This is a genomic window from Streptomyces sp. NPDC031670 (assembly GCF_055580545.1).
This window is the reverse complement of sequence record NZ_JBVILC010000002.1, coordinates 516,046-533,295: the sequence shown is the minus strand read 5'-3', so window position 1 is coordinate 533,295 and position 17,250 is coordinate 516,046. Positions and strand designations below refer to the sequence as shown.

Sequence of the window (17,250 nt, the reverse complement as noted above, 5' to 3'; positions counted from 1 at the left end):
CTGCGGTCTCAGCTGCCATGGCTGCCGCCTCCGTTCTGCTGTGCGGCGGCGGTCGCCCCCGCGGCGGGAGGCCGCTGATCGAACACAGCGGCGGCGCGCTCGGAGGCCGGCGCCGCGGCCTGCGCCGGGGTCTTGAAGACCTCGGCGATGTGGTGCCGGCGCTGCTCCATCCGCACGAGCCCGAGGCCGAGCCCGGCGACGGTGTCGCGCACCACGTCGTACGTCTCCTCGCCAGCCGCCTCAACGAGCAGGATGTGCCCGGCACCCGGCAGGCCCTCCTCCACGCCCGCGTGGAGTGTGACACCGGCCGCGACGAGCGCGCCGCGCACGGCCTCGGCGCCGTCCGGGTGGGTGTCGGAGTCGGTGACCTCGACGGCGAGGGTGGTGGTGGTCTGGGTGAAGTCGCTGGTGGAGCTGGACCGCAGCAGCTTGCCGCCGTCGATGACCACCACGTGGTCGCAGGTGCGCTCCAGCTCGCCCAGGAGGTGCGAGGTGACCAGGACGGAGATGCCGAAGTCGGTGTGGATACGGCGGATCAGACCGAGCATCTCGTCGCGGCCGACCGGGTCGAGGCCGTTGGTCGGCTCGTCCAGCAGGACCAGCTGGGGGTCGTGGACGAGCGCCTGCGCGAGCTTGACGCGCTGCTTCATACCGGTCGAGTAGCCGCCGATCGGCCGGTACCGCTCCTCGTAGAGGCCCACGTGGCGCAGGGTGTCGGCGGTGCGCTCGCGCGCGGCGGTCACCGGCAGGCCCGACATCCGCGCCATGTGCACGACGAACTCGGTGGCCGAGACATCGGGCGGCAGGCAGTCGTGCTCCGGCATGTATCCGACGCGTTCGCGGATCGTCCCGCCGCTGGTGGCCACGTCGAGTCCGAGCACCGCGGCGGTGCCCTCCGTGGCCGGGGAGAGGCCCAGGAGGATCTTGATCAACGTCGACTTGCCGGCTCCGTTGGCACCCACCAGGCCGGTCACACCGGGCCCGATGTCCAGGGAGAGCCGGTCAAGCGCGGTCACCCGGGGGAACCGCTTGCTCAGGCTTTCGGTCGCGATCACATTCACACTTCGACGGTAGTGGCGCAGGCCACACCGATCGTCAGACCAGGCGGCTGGATCGGTGTCCGACTCCAGAGGTACGTGCCCCTAGGTGCCCCCTACGGAAGAGGGACGGGCATCAGGGACACGCCGACGAACGGGTCACGGGGTTGTCCACAACGCCTCGGTCATCCACAGGCGGGGCCGGAACCCTTGACGTAGCCGCCGGGCATTGTCACATTCATCAGTGTCAAGTTACGCACGCGTACGGCGACAGGGGTGTGGGCGCGATGCCAACGGCGGTCAGTACGGGGCCCGACACGCGGCTCGACGGGTTCAGGGAAGTGCAGCGGCTCGCCTACGAGTGCGCGGAGGCCGTCGCGGCGCAGCTCAAGCCGGGTGTGACGGAGCGCGAGGCGGCCCGGATGCAGCGGGACTGGCTGCGCGAGCGCGGGGTGCGGGACTGGTTCCATCTGCCATTCGCCTGGTTCGGGGACCGCACGGCGTTCGTGAACTTCCGTGTCCCACTCCAGTTCTTCCCCACCAACCGGCGGCTGGAGGCTGGGATGCCGTTCATCCTCGACATGGCCCCGGTCCACAAGGGCTTCACGGCCGACATCGGCTACTCGGGCTGTCTGGGCCTCAACCCGGTGCACGACCGGCTCCTCGCCGATCTGGAGGCGCACCGCGAGCTCATCCTGCGCGAGGTCCGCGAACGGCGGCCACTGCGCGAGATCTACGAGGACGTGGACCGCCTCATGGTCCGCCAGGGCTATGCCAACCGCCATCGGGCCTACCCGTTCGGCGTGATCGCCCACAAGATCGGCCAGGTCAAGGAGCGCCGCTGGTCGCCGAACCTCTTCGGGTTCGGCACCCAGGCCCTCAAGGGCCTGGCGAGCGACGCCCTGCACGGCCACCGCGACGGCTGGTCGCCGCTGTGGAGCCCCTACAAGTTCTCCGACCACCCGCCCCGGCCGGGGCTGTGGGCGGTCGAGCCGCACCTCGGATTCCGGGGTACGGGCGCGAAGTTCGAGGAGATCCTGGTCGTCACCGACTCCAAGGACCCCGAACAGAGCGCGTTCTGGCTGGACGACGACCTGCCGCATGTGCGGCGCTGGGCCGAGGAGAAGGCGGCGTGAGCGTGGGAGAACGGGCGGACAACGGCATGGAGGGCGCGCGCGAGCGCTGGGTGCGCACGGGAGGCATCGAGCTGTGCGTCGCCGAACTCGGCGACCCGGAGCAGCCGACCGTGGTGCTCGTCCACGGGTATCCGGACAGCAAGGAGGTCTGGTCCCAGGTCGCCGTCCGGCTGGCCGAGCGCTTCCACGTCGTGCTGTACGACGTACGGGGCCACGGCCGCTCGACCGCTCCGGTCCCGCTGCGCGGGGGCTTCACCCTGGAGAAGCTCACCGACGACTTCCTGGCGGTCGCCGACGCGGTGAGCCCGGACCGTCCGGTGCACCTGGTCGGCCACGACTGGGGGTCCGTCCAGGCCTGGGAGTTCGTCACGGTCAAGCGCACCGAGGGCCGGATCGCCTCCTTCACCTCGATGTCCGGCCCGTCCCTCGACCACTTCGGCCACTGGATCAAGAACCGGATGACCCGGCCGACCCCGCGCCGGGTGGGCCAGCTCCTCGGCCAGGGAGCCAAGTCCTGGTACGTGTACATGCTGCACACGCCCGTGCTCCCCGAGCTCGCCTGGCGCGGCCCGCTCGGCAAGCGGTGGCCGAGGATCCTCGAACGGGTCGAGAAGGTCCCCTGCGGCGACTACCCCACGGCCTCCCTCCCCCAGGACGCGGCACACGGCGCCTGGCTCTACCGGGACAACATCCGGGCCCGGCTGCGCCACCCCCGCGCCGACGCGTACGCGCATGTGCCGGTGCAGCTGATCACGCCGACCGGTGACGCCTTCCTCTCCGAGCGGCTCTACGACGACCTGGAGCTGTGGGCTCCCCAACTGGTCCGCCGCACCCTGCCCGCCAAGCACTGGATCCCGCGCACCCGCCCCGACCGGCTGGCCGCCTGGATCACCGAGTTCGTCACCGCCAACGAGGACGGCGTCCCGGCCAAGGACACCGTCGCCACCGGCCCGTACGCGGACCGCTTCGGCGGGCAGCTGGTCCTGGTCACCGGCGCGGCCAGCGGCATCGGCCGGGCCACCGCCTTCGCGTTCGCGGAGGCCGGGGCGCGGATCGTCGCCGTGGACCGGGACGCGGAGGGGGCGGCCCGGACCGCCGACATGTCCCGGCTCATCGGCGCCCCCGAGGCCTGGGCCGAGACGGTCGACGTCAGCGACGAGCAGGCGATGGAGAAGCTCGCCGAGCGGGTCGCCGCCGAGTACGGCATCGTCGACGTCCTGGTGAACAACGCCGGCATCGGCCTCTCCGGCTCGTTCTTCGACACCACCACCGAGGACTGGAAGAAGGTCCTCGACGTCAATCTGTGGGGCGTCATCCACGGCTGCCGGATCTTCGGCAAGCAGATGGCCGACCGAGGCCAGGGCGGCCATATCGTCAACACCGCCTCGGCCGCCGCCTACCAGCCCTCCAAGGCACTGCCCGCCTACTCCACCACGAAGGCGGCGGTGCTGATGCTCAGCGAGTGCCTGCGCGCCGAACTCGCCGGCCAGGGCATCGGTGTCAGCGCCATCTGCCCCGGCTTCGTCAACACCAACATCACCTCCACCGCCCGCTTCGTCGGGGCCGACGAGTCCGAGGAGAAGCGCCGCCAGAGGAAGTCCGCCCGGCTGTACGGCCTGCGCAACTACCCGCCGGAGAAGGTCGCCACGGCGATCCTGCGCGCGGTGGTGAAGAACCAGGCCGTGGTCCCGGTGACGCCCGAGGCGCGCGGCGCCCACCTGATGTCCCGCTTCGCGCCCCGCACCCTGCGCGCGATCGCCCGGCTGGAGCCCCCGCTGTGAGCACCGAGCGCCTGGAGGACAAGGAGCCGCAGCACTACGGGATCACCCCGCGCCGCGTCTCGTTCGACTGGCGCGGGACCCCTCTGCACTGGATACCGGACGAGCCCACCGCCACCCATGTCATCAACGTCCTGCATCTGCTCCTTCCGGCGGGCGAGCGCTGGTTCGTGAAGGTCTTCAAGGAAGCACTGCCGCTGGTCACCGACCCGGTGCTGCTCAAGGACGTCAAGGGCTTCATGGGCCAGGAAGCCACCCACAGCGTCCAGCACGCCCATGTCCTCGACCACCTCGCCGAGCAGCGCCTCGACACCGAGCCCTACACCCGCCGTGTCGAGTTCCTCTTCGATGTCCTCCTCGGTGAGCGGCCTCCTTTCGGCGCGCCGATACCGCCTGGGGAGTGGCTGCGCTTCCGGCTCTCGCTGATCGCCGCGATCGAGCAGTTCACGGCGGTGCTGGGGGACTGGGTGCTGCACGCCGAGGCCCTCGACCGGGCCGGTTCGGACCCGGTCATGCTCGACCTGCTGCGCTGGCACGGCGCCGAGGAGGTCGAGCACCGCGCGGTCGCCTTCGACATGTACCAGCACTGCGGCGGGGAGGGCCTGCCCCGCTACGCCCGCCGACTGGAGGGCATGGCGGTGGTCGCCCCGGTGCTGCTCTGGCTGTGGGCGTGGGGCACCTCCTATCTGATCCGTCACGATCCTCAGCTGGCCGGGCGTCTTCGCTACTCGCTGCGCGAGCACAACCGGGCCGTACGGCGCGGACTGCTGCCCAGTTGGAAGGAGCTCGGCGCGGCCATACCCCGCTACTTCCGGCGGTCGTACCATCCCTCGCAGGAGGGCTCCCTGCGCAAGGCCGTCGAATATCTCGCGACCTCGCCGGCGGCCCGTGCGGCAGCGGGTGCGGTGGGCCGCGCCGCCCTGGGGTAGAGGGAGACAGTTTTGTCCGGGCAGCCAGCAACACAGCCATCGGCCGCACGGGGTGCGGCGACGGCGTCGAATGGGTCGACATCGCCGGGCGGGGTGACGGTGCCGGGCGGGGTGACGGGGCCGGGCGGCGGGTCCACGGGGCCGGGCGGGTCCACGGGGCCGCGTGAGTCCAAGGCGTCGGGCGGGTCGACGGGGACAGGTGGGTCGGCCGGCACTCCGGGGCCGGCCGCGGTGCCGGCCCAGCGGGCGGCTCAGCCCGCGCCGCAGCAGGTGGCGCCGCACCCCCTTCCCTCCCCTTCCTCCTGCGAGTACCGCATCGAGGACCTGGCCCATGCGAGCGGCGCCACGGTCCGCACGATCCGCGCCTACCAGGACCGGGGCCTGCTGCCCAGGCCCGAACGGCGCGGCCGGTCCAATGTGTACGGCGAGACCCACCTGGCCCGGCTGCGCCAGATCGCCGATCTGCTCGACCGCGGTTACACCCTCGCCTCCATCAAGGAACTTCTGGAGGCCTGGGACGCGGGACGCGGCCTCGGGGGTGTCCTCGGCCTGGTCGCCGAGGTCAGCGGGCCCTGGACCGACGAGGAGGCCGTGCGGATCTCCCGGGACGATCTCGACGCCACCTTCGGCGGTGAGCCCGACGACGAGGCCGTCGCCGAAGCGGTCGAGCTGGGCATCCTGGAGCGCGTCCCCGGCAATGACCGCGAGTTCCTGGTCCCCAGCCCTCAGGAGCTGGCGGTCGCCGCCGAGCTGCACGCCGCCGGGGTCCCCCTGGATGCCATCTCCGGGCATCTGCGGGAGCTGCGCGGCCAGGTGGAACACATCGCGGCCCGCTTCCTCGACTTCACCACCGAGCACGTCTTCGCCCGCTATCTGGGCCACCGCCCACCCACCGACGCGGAGGCGGCGGAGGCCGCAGGTCTGGTGCGCCGACTGCGCCCGCTGGCCCAGCAGACCGTGGACGCCGAACTCGCGCGGGCCATGCGCCTCTTCGCCACCCGGCACCTGCAGCACCACCTCGGTGCCACGGCCCCGGCGGCCCCGGTTGATCCCGATCCCGGGCCGGTCACCCTGCCCGCCCACACCGTCCGGGCCGTGCAGGCCCTGGTCGGTCCGGAGAACGTCGCCGCCTTCGTCGCCGCGGCGACAGAACGGGAGGTCCAGGCACGTACGTTGGACGCTCTCGCGAGCGCCCACTTGTCCACAGATTAGCCTCAGGCCCTGTGGATAACCGCACTTGTCTGTGGATCAAACCTCACTGGCCGTCATCACGAGGTGATCGTGCTCACTCTGGCGGCCTGCGCGGCGCGCCGGGCGCGCTCCGGGTACTTGGCGGTGAAGAGGGCGGGCACGGCGAACCCGGCGACCTGCACGGCTATCGCGGCGGCGCTGCCCAGCGACTCGACATGGACGAGGGCGAGCGCGACGGCGGTGACGGTGAAGGCGGCGGCCCAGGCGGCGGTCAGCACCACGTTGATACGGAGGAACACCGGGTTGTTCCACAGCTCGCGCGGCGCCTGCCGCTTGGCTATGCCGGTGGTGAAGGGCCGCCGGACGGCCAGAGTCGCCCACGCGGTCAGGGCCAGCCATCCGGTGGCGAGCGCCCCGCCGTACTCCCGCAGTCCGCTGTCCGGTGCCGCGAAGGCCACCACGCTCAGCACCGCGAAGAAGGCGATGGTCGACTGCTCCAGGATCAGCGAGTCGGCCGTCGCGCCGCGCTTGCGGTCGACGGAGAACAACCAGGCGCCCACGGCGAGAGCGGCGACCGCGCCCCACTGCCAGTGCTCGCTGCCGACGGCGGCGAAGACGATCCACGGAATGAATCCGCGCAGGTAGTTCATGGGAGTCCCCCTTCATCGGGCTCTCGCCCGCTCCACATTCCAACTTCGACATGTCAAAGGTAGAGGTTCCTGGATTGACGTGTCAAGAGTGGAATGTAGAGTGAGGGACATGAGCCTTCGTCACGCGGTCCTGGGGCTGCTGGCCGAACGTCCCGCCAGCGGCTACGACCTGATGAAACTGTTCGAGACCTCGCTCTCCCACGTCTGGTCTGCGACGCAGAGCCAGGTCTACGGCGAGCTGGGCAAGCTCTCCGACTCCGGTCTGGTCGAGGTGGCGGCCGAGGGCCCCCGGGGCCGCAAGGAGTACGCCATCACCGACCCGGGCCGGGCCGAGCTGCGCCACTGGCTCACCGAGACCGAACCGTCGCGGACCCGCCGCAGCGACTCCCTCCTGCGCGTCTTCTTCCTGGGCCTCCTCACTCCGCTGGAGGCGCGGACGTACCTCCTGACCGAGGCCGAACGGGCCTCCCGCCAGCGAGCCGGCCTGGAGCGGGCGGAGGCCTCGATCGAATGGGACGACGACCCGCTCTCCGTCCACGGCCGACTGGCCCTGGAATACGGCAAGCGGCTCAGCGCGATGCACGAGGAGTGGGCACGCTGGGCCGCGGAGCAACTCAAGGCGTGACGGCGAGGGCTGGCGTCACAACAGCATCGTGCGCAGCAGGGGAAGCGCGGAAAGCGGAGAAAATGAGGTGCCGGGCCGCTTGCCGCCCGGCACCCTGACGGCATGGCCGAAACACCGGACGACAGACGCACCGTGAAGGTGTCCAAGTACCTGTCGAAACACCTGCGCCACCAGCCCGAACGCCTCGGGCTCACCCTCGACCCGCACGGCTGGGTCGACATCGACGCCCTGCTGCGGGCGGCGGCTGCGCACCACTTCCCGCTCTCCCGCGCCGAGCTCGACCACGTGGTCGCCGTCAACGACAAGCGCCGCTTCGCGATCGAGGGCGACCGTATTCGGGCCAGTCAGGGCCACACCGTCGCCGTCGATCTGGGCCTCCCGGCCGCGGAACCGCCCGCGTACCTCTACCACGGCACCGTGGCCCGCAGCCTGGACGCGATCCGGGCCGAGGGGCTGCGGCCGATGGCCCGCCACCATGTGCACCTCTCCGCCGACCGCGAGACGGCGACACGGGTCGGCGCCCGGCGCGGCCGTCCCGTCGTCCTGAGCGTGGACGCGTCGGCGATGCGGCGCGACGGCCACGTCTTCCACATCAGCGCGAACGGGGTGTGGCTGACCGACGCCGTACCGCCGGAGTACCTGCGCCTTCCCGAGTGAGCGTGCGGAAAGAACCGGCCGGGCCGCGCCCTCGGCTGAGATGATCGACGGCATGGCACACCCGCGTCTTCCCAGCACCGAGAGCGCCGTCGCCGCGATCAACGAGGTCGCCCGCGCACACCACCTCGCCTTCGAGGTCACCCACGACATAGGCGCCGACCGGTCCTCGCGGCGCACGTCGGCCGGTGCGTTCACCGTCCAGGACCCGGACGGCTCACTTCCGCACGAGGCCTTCGTCGAGCTCGGCGGCTCGCCCGCGGTCACCGTGCAGCTCTTCGCGGAGGACGACGCGAAGATCACCGTCGACGGCGTGGAGTTCCACGACGTGCCGCGCGACGCCGTGCCCGCGTTTCTCCGCTCGGTCTACGGCGACCTGGCGTACGTCAAGGGCCGCTTCTTCCCGCCGGGGTGGTGGCTGGTGGTGCCGCTGCCCGGTGACGAGACGTACAAGGAACTGGTCCTCGGCGGCACGCTCTCGCCCTGGCTGAGCAGGCGCGTACGCCCCAAGAGCTGAACCGAGGAGCCGTACACGGGCACGACGGCGGAGGCGAAACGGGGGCATGATCCCCCCACCGCCGCCTCAGCGCAGCTGCGCCAGTCCCTCCGTCGCGATCTGCTCGAACACCTTCCGGTCGGCGGCGAAGTCCGAGTCCGGGATCGGCGCGTGCAGGACGATCTCCGTCACTCCGAGCTCGAAGTGCCTGCCCGCGAAGTCCACGAAGGCGTCGAGCGACTCCAGCACCCGCCGGGGCTCCGGCGTGAAGCCGGTGAGCAGGATCTTGTCCAGCTCCTCCACGTCGCGGCCGATGTCGTCACAGGCCTCGCCGAGCTTCTTCATCTGTCCGCGGATCGCCTCCACCGACTGCTCGGGCGTGCCGGTCTCGAAGAGCTTCGGGTCGCCGGTGGTCACCCACGCCTGCCCGTGCCGCGCCGCCAGCTTCAGGCCGCGCGGACCGGTCGCCGCCACGGCGAACGGCAGCCGGGGCCGCTGCACACAGCCGGGGATGTTGCGCACCTCGACCGCCGAGTACGCGGCACCCTCGGACGTCACCGCGTCCTCGGTCAGCAGGCGGTCGAGCAGCGGCACGAACTCCGCGAAGCGGTCGGCCCGCTCGCGCGGCGTCCACGCCTGCTGGCCCAGAGCGGTGGCGTCGAAACCGTTGCCACCGGCGCCGATCCCGAGGGTGATCCGGCCGTTCGAGACGTCGTCGAGCGTGATCAGGTCCTTGGCGAGGGTCACCGGATGCCGGAAGTTCGGCGAGGTGACCAGCGTGCCGAGCCGTATCCGCGTGGTGGCGGCGGCAGCGGCGGTCAGCGTCGGCACCGCGCCGAACCACGGGCCGTCGCGGAAGGTCCGCCAGGACAGGTGGTCGTAGGTGTACGCGGTGTGGAAGCCCAGCTCCTCGGCGCGCAGCCACTCGTCGCGACCGCCGTCGTGCCAGCGGCGTACCGGGAGAATCACAGTGCTCAGACGCATGGCTACGACACTAACGGCTGCCTCTGACACTCCCGGCGTCCCGCGGTTGCTCCCTTGGTCACACGGCCCGCTGGGAGCGGCACGTGCGGACCCGGCACAGGGGCGACAGAGGATCGGCAGAGAACCGAGGGCCGGGAGCCGGGAGCCGGGAGCCGGGAGCCGGGGGCCGGGGGCCGGTCGGCGTCTCATGCGCCCCTTGCGCCCCGTGCGCCTCAGAGCACGCACTCACATGTGCGCTACCCCGCCCATTCGTATACCCGTGTACGGGACAATGGGATCTGTGACCTCAGCTACCGAGCCCGTCCCCGCCGAGCATCCAGTCCCCGCCGTCCCCCGGCTCATCGCGACCGACCTGGACGGCACGCTGCTGCGCGACGACAAATCCGTCTCGGAGCGGACGGTCGCGGCGCTCGCCGCAGCCGAGAAGGCGGGCATCGAGGTCTTCTTCGTCACGGGCCGCCCCGTCCGTTGGATGGACGTGGTCAGCGATCACGTCCAGGGCCACGGCCTGGCCATCTGCGGCAATGGTGCTGTCGTGGTCGATCTTCACGACGGCATTTCGGAGCACCGGTTCGTCAAGGTCCGCCCGCTGGAGCGCACGGCCGCCATGGACGTCGTCGCGATCCTGCGCGCAGCCGTCCCAGGCACCTCCTTCGCCGTCGAGCAGACCGGCGGGCTCCACCACGAGTCGGCCTATCCGCCGATGCTGATGAACGCCGCCAGCAGTATCGCGCCCGCCGAGAAGCTGCTGGCCGCCGACACCGGCACGGCCGCCGAGCCCATCCTCAAACTGCTCGCCCACCACCCCGAGCTGCCGCCCGACGACTTCCTGGCGCTGGCCCGCAAGGCCGTCGGGACGCGCGCCGAGATCACCCGGTCCAGCCCGACCGCCCTTCTGGAGATCAGCGGCCCCGGCGTCTCCAAGGCGTCCACGCTCGAACTGTGCTGCGCCGAGCGCGGCATCCTCCCCTCCGAGGTCGTCGCCTTCGGTGACATGCCCAATGACGTCGAGATGCTCACCTGGGCAGGCACCTCGTACGCCATGGGCAACGCCCACCCCGACGTCGTGGCAGCCGCCTCCGGTCATACGGTCGCCAACAACGACGACGGTGTGGCGGTCGTCATCGAGCGGATCCTCGCCTCTCTCTGAACACCGGTCACGACTCGTCCGGTTCCGGCTCGGCGGCGTTGCCGCGCAGTGCCACCCCGTGCTCGCTCAGCCACCGCATCGGGTCGACCGCCGAGCCCATCTCGGGGGTGAGCCGGATCTCGAAGTGGAGGTGCGGGCCGGTCGAGTTGCCGGTGGTGCCGGCCTGGCCGATCCACTGTCCGGTGCTCACCCGCTCACCCTGGTCCACGGCGACCGCCGCCAGATGCGCGTACTGCGAGTAGTAGCCGCCGGGGTGCCCGATGACGACCTCGATCCCGAAGCCGCCGCCGCACGACACGGAGACGACCCGGCCCGCGCCCACCGCCCGTACCGGGGTGCCGATGTCCACGGCGAAGTCCTGACCCGTGTGGCGCTGGGCCCAGTGCTCGCCCGCGCTGTCGAAGCCCGCCGACAACCGGTACGTATCCACGGGAGCCGTCCAGGCACTCGCGGGGCGGGAACCCGGCGGCTCCTCCAGGCGTACGGCACCGCGGCACTGGCCCGCCGCGACGCTCCGGTCGGCCTCGCCCTGAAGCTCCCAGCGCGCCTCCTCCAGGCGGGCGGAGAGGGACTTCCTGAGGTCTTCCAGTCGGTCCCTGCGGTCCGCGAGGTCCCGCCAGGCGTCCTGCGCCCTGCGCTGGGCGGACGTGAGCCCCCCTTCCGCCCGGCGCGCCTTCCTGTAGAGCCGCGTCACAGCCATGTCCGCCTGCCACGCCAGACGCTGACCGCGCATCAGCTCATCGGGGTCGTCCGCGAGCAACAACTGCGCGGTGTACGCGATGTCCCCGCCGGTCCGGTACTGCGCACGGGCCACCCGGCCCAGGTCGTCATGGAGCCGTACGAGGTCACGCCTGCGGTCGGCAAGCAGCCGGTCGAGCCACTCCGCCTTCGCCCGCTGAGTCTCCGCCGCGCGTCTGCCCTGCTCATACGCAGTGGTCGCCTGGGCGGCGTCCCGAAGGAGCCGTGCCACCGTCGCACTGGTGCGGGGCACATCGGGGTCGTCGGCCGCTCTGGCGGCGGACGTGAGCGGCCCGGCGAGCACACACAGGACCAGAGCGAGAGCCCTGCACGGATGTCCGAGACGCATCCCCGGATCGTCGCGCGGCCGAGGCATGTTTCACGTGAAACACACCTCTGGCCCGGGGGCCGCTCCCCCCGAGTGGCGTACAGACGCGGGAAGGAGACGACTCCTGGCGCTTTCGGGAGCAGGCGGTGAACCGAATCCGCGCCTGCCCCCGCTCGTGCTCCCGCCCTTACAGGGGCGCCTCCCACACCACTGTCGTCCCGCCGCCGTCCTTCCCGGTGCCGGGCCCGTACGTACTGGAGCCGCCCAGCGCCTCCGCCCGCCGCCGTAGGTTGCGCAGTCCGCTGCGACGGCCTCCCTCGGGGATGCCGACGCCGTTGTCCGCGACGGTGAGCCGCACGCCCTGACTGCCGTCCGGGAGCTGCACGGTGGCGTCCACGACGACCTCGATGGACGAGGCCTCGGCGTGCCGGAAAGCGTTGGACAGCGCCTCCCGCAGAGCCGCGATGAGGTTCTTGCCGGTCACTTCGCCGACCAGTGCGTCGACCGGGCCGACGAAACGGTGCGCGGGCTTGAAGCCGAGCGGCACCGCCGCCATGTTGATTTCCCGCAGTACCCGGGTGCGGAGCCCGGACGGCACCTCGGCGGGTTCCTGCTGGAGCGCGAAGATCGCGGTGCGGATCTCCTGGATCGTCACGTCCAGCTCGTCGACGGCCTTGCCGACGCCCCGCTGCACCTCGGGCACGATGGACTGGCGCTGGGCGCCCTCCAGCATCATCCCGGTGGCGAAGAGCCGTTGGATGACCAGGTCGTGGAGGTCCCGGGCGATCCGGTCGCGGTCCTCGTAGACGGCAAGGCGCTCCCGGTCGCGCTGTGCCTCCGCCATCATCAGGGCGAGCGCCGCCTGCGAGGCGAACTGGGTCGCCAACGTCCGTTCCGCCTCGGTGAACGGGCGGCCTCCCCGCGCGCGCGGAGTGGCGAGGGCGCCCAGCACCCGGCCACCGCTGTGCAGGGGAAGCATCATGCTGGGGCCGTACCGCTCGGCGAGTTTGGTGATCATCCTGGCGTCGGTCGCCGCGTCGTCCATGAAGACCGCCTCGCCCTCCAGCAGCGTGGCGACGACCGGGCTCTCCGGTGGGATCACCACGCCCAGCGTCGAGCCGGGGTCGTCGGTGGAGACGGCGACGATCTCCAGGCCGCCCTCCTCCGCGGGCAGCAGCACGATTCCGGCGGCGGAGTCCGCGAGGTGGCGGGCCTGTTCGGCAACGACCTCCAGGGCGTCGTCCGCGTCGCCCCCCGAGAGCAGCGCGGTGGTGACGGCGACCGATCCGTCGATCCACCGCTCGCGCTGTCGCGCCGCCTCGTACAGCCGGGCATTGCCGATGGCGATCCCCGCCTCGGTGGCCAGCACCCGGAGCATGTGCAGGTCGTAGTCGTTGAAGTCCGCCCCGCCCCTCTTCTCGGTGAGATACAGGTTCCCGAAGATCTCACCCTGCACTTGGATGGGGACTCCGAGGAACGTCCGCATCGGCGGATGGTGGGCGGGGAGGCCGGCAAAGTGCGGGTCTGCGGAGAGGTCGGTGAGCCGCAGTGGCTCGGCGTGCCGGATCAGCCGGCCGAGCAGCCCCCGGTGGCCGTCCGGGCGGCGCCCGATGGCGGCGGCCTCCTCGAAGCTCACGCCATACGTCACGAAGTCGGAGAGTCCCGTGCCCGTCTCGGCGACGACCCCGATCGCCGCGTACCGGGCGCCGGCCAGCTCGGCGGCGGTCTCACAGATCCGGTCGAGGGTGGAGTGCAGTTCCAGGCCGGTACCGACGGAACGCATCGCCTCCAGCAGCTGCGGTACGCGCGCGGTGAGCTCGGTGGACAGCCCCTGGAGGCTCCGGGTGGCGAGGGCCGCCGCTTCGAGCGCGTCGGGGTCCTTGATGTCCTTGGAGTCCTGGGGGTCCTTCGGGTCCGGCACTGACATGCCCCTGAGCCTAATTAGTCCCATTTGGTGAGGAAAGTCGAACTTAGTGACTTGGGGCATGGATCCCTGAAGGGTTCTCAGGCCGGGCGGGCCTCCTGAAGGAGATCGCTGGCCCGCTCACGCTCCAGCATCCGCCGCAGCTCCCCGTCGACCAGGGCGAGCGCGTCGTACGTCCCGCGCTGCACCACCCGCCCCTCGGAGAGGACCACCACCTCGTCCACGGCGTCGAGGCCGCGCAGCCGGTGGGTGATCAGCACGGTCGTCCGGCCCTCGGTCGCCCGGAGCAGGTCCGCCGTGAGCGCGTCGGCCGTCGCCAGGTCCAAGTGTTCGGCCGGCTCGTCCAGGACGAGCACCGGGAAGTCGGCGAGGAGCGCACGGGCCAGGGCGAGACGCTGGCGCTGGCCGCCCGAGAGGCGGGCGCCGTGCTCCCCGACGAGTGTGTCGAGACCGTCGGGCAGGGAGTCCACCCAGTCGAGCAGCCGCGCCGCCGCCAGCGCGTCGCACAGCGCGTCATCGTCCGCGCCGGTACGGGCGAGCCGAAGGTTCTCGCGTACGGAGCTGTCGAAGATGTGGGCGTCCTGGGCGCAGAGGCCGACCAGCTCACGGACGTCGTCGCCCGCGAGCGCCGAAACGTCTTTCCCGCCGATGCGGTACGTGCCCTCGCGCGCGTCCAGGAAGCGCAGCAGCACCTGGGCGAGGGTGGTCTTGCCGGACCCCGAGGTGCCGACGACGGCGACCCGCCTGCCCGGGGTGAGCGTCAGCGAGAAGTCGCCCAGCGCGTCCCGGCTCTGTCCTTCGTGGCGGGCGGCCAGTCCCCGCAGCTCCAGCGGGAAGGGCGACGCGGGCGCGGTGGTCGGGTGCTCCGGCTCCCGTACCGGTACGGGAGCGTCGAGCACCTCGTACACCCGCTCCGCGCTCCGCCGGACCCGTTGACGCGCCTGTACGGCAAGCGGCAGCCCGTTGACGGCTTCGAAGGCGGCCAGCGGCACCAGGACCACGACGGCGAGGCACACCCCGTCCAGCCGTCCGGCGGCGACCGCCTGTACCCCGACGAGAGCGGCGGCCACGACGGTCAGTCCGCAGGTCAGCGCGGAGAGACCGCCGCCGAGCGCGATGGCGGCGGCGGTCCTCGACGCGATCTTGGTGAGTACCGAGTCGGCGTCCTTCACCTCACGGGTACGGCGGCCGAGCGCGCCGGCCACCGTCAGCTCCCCCGTACCGGTGAGCAGGTCGGTCACCCGGGTGGCCAGGAGTCCGCGCGCCGAGGCGAGTTGCCGTTCGGCGCGGCGTGCGCAGGCGCCGCTGACCATCGGTACGGCGACCCCGGCGATCAGCAACCCGATCGCGAGCACCAATCCCGCCTCGGGCAGCAGCCAGGCGGTGAAGCCGGCACTGGCCACGGAGACCAGCACGGCCACGGCGGCGGGCAGCGCCCAGCGCAGCCAGTAGTCCTGGAGCTGGTCCACATCCGCGACCAGCCGGGACAGCAGATCACCGCGCCGGGTGGAGCGCAGCCCCGCCGGGGCGATCCGCTCCAGCCTGCGGTACACCGCGACGCGTACCTCCGCCAGCATTCGCAGGACGGCGTCGTGGGAGACCAGCCGCTCGGCGTACCGGAAGACGGCCCGCCCGATACCGAACGCCCGGGTCGCCGTCACGGCCACCATCAGATACAGCACCGGCGGCTGCTCGGAGGCGCGCGAGATGAGCCACCCGGAGACCGCCATGAGGCCCACGGCCGACCCGAACGCCAAGGCCCCCAGCAGCAGCGCCAGCGCGAGGCGTCCGCGCAGTCCCTCGGCGGCTCCGCGCACGCGCGCGAGCACGTCGTGGGAGGCGGCCGAAGCGGAAGAAGCGGGGCCGGGGGTGCGATCGGCCGGGCCGGGAGCAGCGGCAGGGGAAGTCGCGGTGACCACGTCACCGCGTTCTCCGGCCGCCTCCCGCGCCGTGGCGTCACGTTCTGTGCCGGGCCGCAGCTCCACCACCCGGTCCGCGACCGCCAGGAGAGCGGGGCGGTGGACCACCAGCAGTACGGTGCGGCCCGCCGACAGTCTCCGTACCGCGTCGACGATGCCCGCCTCGGTCGCGCCGTCCAGCGCGGCCGTGGGCTCGTCGAGCAGCAGCACCGGCCGGTCCGCGAGGAACGCCCTGGCCAGTGCCAGTCGTTGGCGCTGCCCGGCCGAGAGGCCCGCTCCGCCCTCCCCGAGCTCGGTGGCCGGGCCGTCCGGCAGCGCGGTGACGAACTCCAGGGCACCCGCGTCCCGCAGGGCGTCGCGTACCGCCGTGTCGTCCGCGTCCGGTCGTGCGAGGCGTACGTTCTCCGCGATCGTCCCGGCGAACAGATGAGGCCGTTGCGGCACCCAGGCGACCCGCTCGTGCCACTGCTCCAGAGAGAGCTCGCTCAGATCGGTGCCGGAGATCCGGATCCGCCCCTCGTCCGGCGCCACGAACCCCAGCACCGCGCCGAGGAGGGTCGACTTCCCGACCCCGCTCGGCCCGGTCAGCGCCACGGTCTGGCCGGGCTCCACCGTCAAGGAGGCAGCGGCTGGCGACGGTTCGCCGCGTCCGGGGTGGCGGACTGTCACCCCGTCGATCTCGATCCGGACCGGACCGGACGGCACCGCGCCCGTCCCGCCCCCGGGCACCGGAGTCTCCAGTACCGCGAAGATCTCCTCGGCGGCCGACAGCCCCTCGGCCGCCGCGTGGTACTGCGCGCCCACCTGCCGCAGCGGCAGATACGCCTCAGGGGCGAGGACCAGGATCACCAGCCCGGTGTAGAGGTCCAGATCGCCGTGGACCAGGCGCATACCGATGCCGACGGCCACCAGCGCCACCGACAGCGTGGCGAGGAGCTCCAGGGCGAACGACGACAGGAACGCGATCCGCAGGGTCTTCAGCGTGGCCCGGCGGTACTCGGTGGTGATCTTCCGGATGGACTCGGCCTGTGCCTTGGCCCGGCCGAACACCTTCAGCGTCGGCAGCCCGGCGACCACGTCCAGGAAGTGCCCCGACAACCGGGACAGGAGATGCCACTGGCGGTCCGTCTGCGCCTGGGTGGCCCAGCCGATGAGCGCCATGAACAGCGGGATGAGCGGCAGGGTGACGACAATGGTCGCCGCCGACACCCAGTCCTCGGTCACGATCCTGGCCAATACCGCCACGGGGACCACGACGGCGAGCCCCAACTGCGGCAGATAGCGCGAGAAGTAGTCGTCGAGCGCGTCCACGCCGCGGGTGGCGAGCGCAACGAGCGAACCGGTCCGCTGTCCGCTCAGCCACTCCGGTCCCAGCCGCGCGGCCCGCTCCAGCAACCTGCCCCGCAGCTCCGACTTGACCGCCGCGCTCGCCCGGTGGGCCGCCAGCTCGGTCAGCCAGGACACCAGCCCCCGTCCGGCCGCGACCGCTCCGAGCAGCAGCAGAGGCGTCCGCAGTCCCCCGGCGCCCAGGTCGTCCTGGAACGCCCCCACCACGATCTCGGCGATGAGCATCGCCTGGGCGATGACCAGTCCCGCGCCGACCAGGCCGAGAGCGACCACGGCAGCGAGGAAGCGACGGGTGGCCGAGGCATATCGGAACAGTCGCGGGTCGATCGGTTTCACGTGAAACATCCCCTCGAAGGGTCAGGGG

At 71.8% G+C, this 17,250-nt stretch carries 14 protein-coding genes; 8 read left to right on the top strand and 6 right to left on the bottom strand.

Annotation, left to right across the window (positions count from 1 at the left end):
- Nucleotides 1-8: 8 nt before the first annotated feature.
- Nucleotides 9-1,055, bottom strand: a complete 1,047-nt coding sequence (locus ACZ5ID_RS06460) for an ABC transporter ATP-binding protein (RefSeq protein ID WP_468894223.1) — start codon at nucleotides 1,053-1,055, stop codon at nucleotides 9-11.
- 269 nt (nucleotides 1,056-1,324) lie between these two features.
- Between ACZ5ID_RS06460 and ACZ5ID_RS06455 the strand changes: the two genes are divergently transcribed.
- The 4 genes from ACZ5ID_RS06455 (at nucleotide 1,325) to ACZ5ID_RS06440 (ending at nucleotide 6,092) form a co-directional block, all read left to right on the top strand.
- A complete protein-coding gene (locus ACZ5ID_RS06455) occupies nucleotides 1,325-2,173 on the top strand; it encodes a M24 family metallopeptidase (protein ID WP_468893975.1) in 849 nt (282 codons plus the stop codon).
- Between the two features lie 26 nt (nucleotides 2,174-2,199).
- Nucleotides 2,200-3,954, top strand: a complete 1,755-nt coding sequence (locus tag ACZ5ID_RS06450; protein WP_468894221.1) for an SDR family oxidoreductase — start codon at nucleotides 2,200-2,202, stop codon at nucleotides 3,952-3,954.
- On the top strand, nucleotides 3,951-4,880 hold the full coding sequence (locus tag ACZ5ID_RS06445) for a metal-dependent hydrolase (protein ID WP_468893973.1): 930 nt from the start codon (nucleotides 3,951-3,953) through the stop codon (nucleotides 4,878-4,880). Before ACZ5ID_RS06450 ends, ACZ5ID_RS06445 begins: the two co-directional genes overlap by 4 nt.
- A 270-nt stretch (nucleotides 4,881-5,150) precedes the next feature.
- Nucleotides 5,151-6,092 (top strand): MerR family transcriptional regulator, encoded by a 942-nt coding sequence (locus tag ACZ5ID_RS06440; protein WP_468894219.1) that lies wholly within the window; start codon nucleotides 5,151-5,153, stop codon nucleotides 6,090-6,092.
- Between the two features lie 56 nt (nucleotides 6,093-6,148).
- On the opposite strand, the gene ACZ5ID_RS06435 is transcribed toward ACZ5ID_RS06440, so the two are convergent.
- Nucleotides 6,149-6,721, bottom strand: a complete 573-nt coding sequence (locus ACZ5ID_RS06435; protein WP_468893971.1) for a hypothetical protein — start codon at nucleotides 6,719-6,721, stop codon at nucleotides 6,149-6,151.
- 109 nt (nucleotides 6,722-6,830) lie between these two features.
- On the opposite strand from ACZ5ID_RS06435, the gene ACZ5ID_RS06430 reads away from it, so the two are divergent.
- The 3 genes from ACZ5ID_RS06430 to ACZ5ID_RS06420 all read left to right on the top strand — a co-directional run bounded on the left by ACZ5ID_RS06430 (nucleotide 6,831) and on the right by ACZ5ID_RS06420 (nucleotide 8,517).
- Nucleotides 6,831-7,346: a PadR family transcriptional regulator gene (locus ACZ5ID_RS06430; RefSeq protein WP_468893969.1), complete on the top strand. Its 516-nt coding sequence runs from the start codon at nucleotides 6,831-6,833 to the stop codon at nucleotides 7,344-7,346.
- A gap of 102 nt (nucleotides 7,347-7,448) precedes the next feature.
- Nucleotides 7,449-8,003 (top strand): RNA 2'-phosphotransferase, encoded by a 555-nt coding sequence (locus ACZ5ID_RS06425; RefSeq protein ID WP_468893967.1) that lies wholly within the window; start codon nucleotides 7,449-7,451, stop codon nucleotides 8,001-8,003.
- Nucleotides 8,004-8,055: 52 nt separating this feature from the next.
- Nucleotides 8,056-8,517, top strand: a complete 462-nt coding sequence (locus ACZ5ID_RS06420) for a hypothetical protein (protein ID WP_468893965.1) — start codon at nucleotides 8,056-8,058, stop codon at nucleotides 8,515-8,517.
- Nucleotides 8,518-8,583: 66 nt separating this feature from the next.
- Here the strand turns inward: ACZ5ID_RS06420 and ACZ5ID_RS06415 are convergent, their stop codons facing one another.
- The gene (locus ACZ5ID_RS06415) at nucleotides 8,584-9,480 is read right to left on the bottom strand and encodes an LLM class flavin-dependent oxidoreductase (protein WP_468893963.1); all 897 of its coding nucleotides are present in this window, start codon (nucleotides 9,478-9,480) and stop codon (nucleotides 8,584-8,586) included.
- Between the two features lie 271 nt (nucleotides 9,481-9,751).
- Here ACZ5ID_RS06415 and ACZ5ID_RS06410 point away from each other — a divergent pair, with 271 nt between their 5' ends.
- Nucleotides 9,752-10,630, top strand: a complete 879-nt coding sequence (locus ACZ5ID_RS06410; RefSeq protein ID WP_468893961.1) for a Cof-type HAD-IIB family hydrolase — start codon at nucleotides 9,752-9,754, stop codon at nucleotides 10,628-10,630.
- A 7-nt stretch (nucleotides 10,631-10,637) separates the two neighbouring features.
- Here the strand turns inward: ACZ5ID_RS06410 and ACZ5ID_RS06405 are convergent, their stop codons facing one another.
- From ACZ5ID_RS06405 to cydD, 3 genes are all read right to left on the bottom strand, one after another.
- Complete coding sequence (locus ACZ5ID_RS06405) at nucleotides 10,638-11,717, bottom strand: M23 family metallopeptidase (protein WP_468893959.1); 1,080 nt, start codon at nucleotides 11,715-11,717, stop codon at nucleotides 10,638-10,640.
- 166 nt (nucleotides 11,718-11,883) lie between these two features.
- The gene (locus ACZ5ID_RS06400; protein ID WP_468893956.1) at nucleotides 11,884-13,623 is read right to left on the bottom strand and encodes a GAF domain-containing sensor histidine kinase; all 1,740 of its coding nucleotides are present in this window, start codon (nucleotides 13,621-13,623) and stop codon (nucleotides 11,884-11,886) included.
- Nucleotides 13,624-13,700: 77 nt separating this feature from the next.
- Nucleotides 13,701-17,222, bottom strand: coding sequence for a thiol reductant ABC exporter subunit CydD (gene cydD / locus ACZ5ID_RS06395; RefSeq protein WP_468893954.1), 3,522 nt, complete (start codon nucleotides 17,220-17,222; stop codon nucleotides 13,701-13,703).
- Nucleotides 17,223-17,250 lie beyond the last annotated feature (28 nt).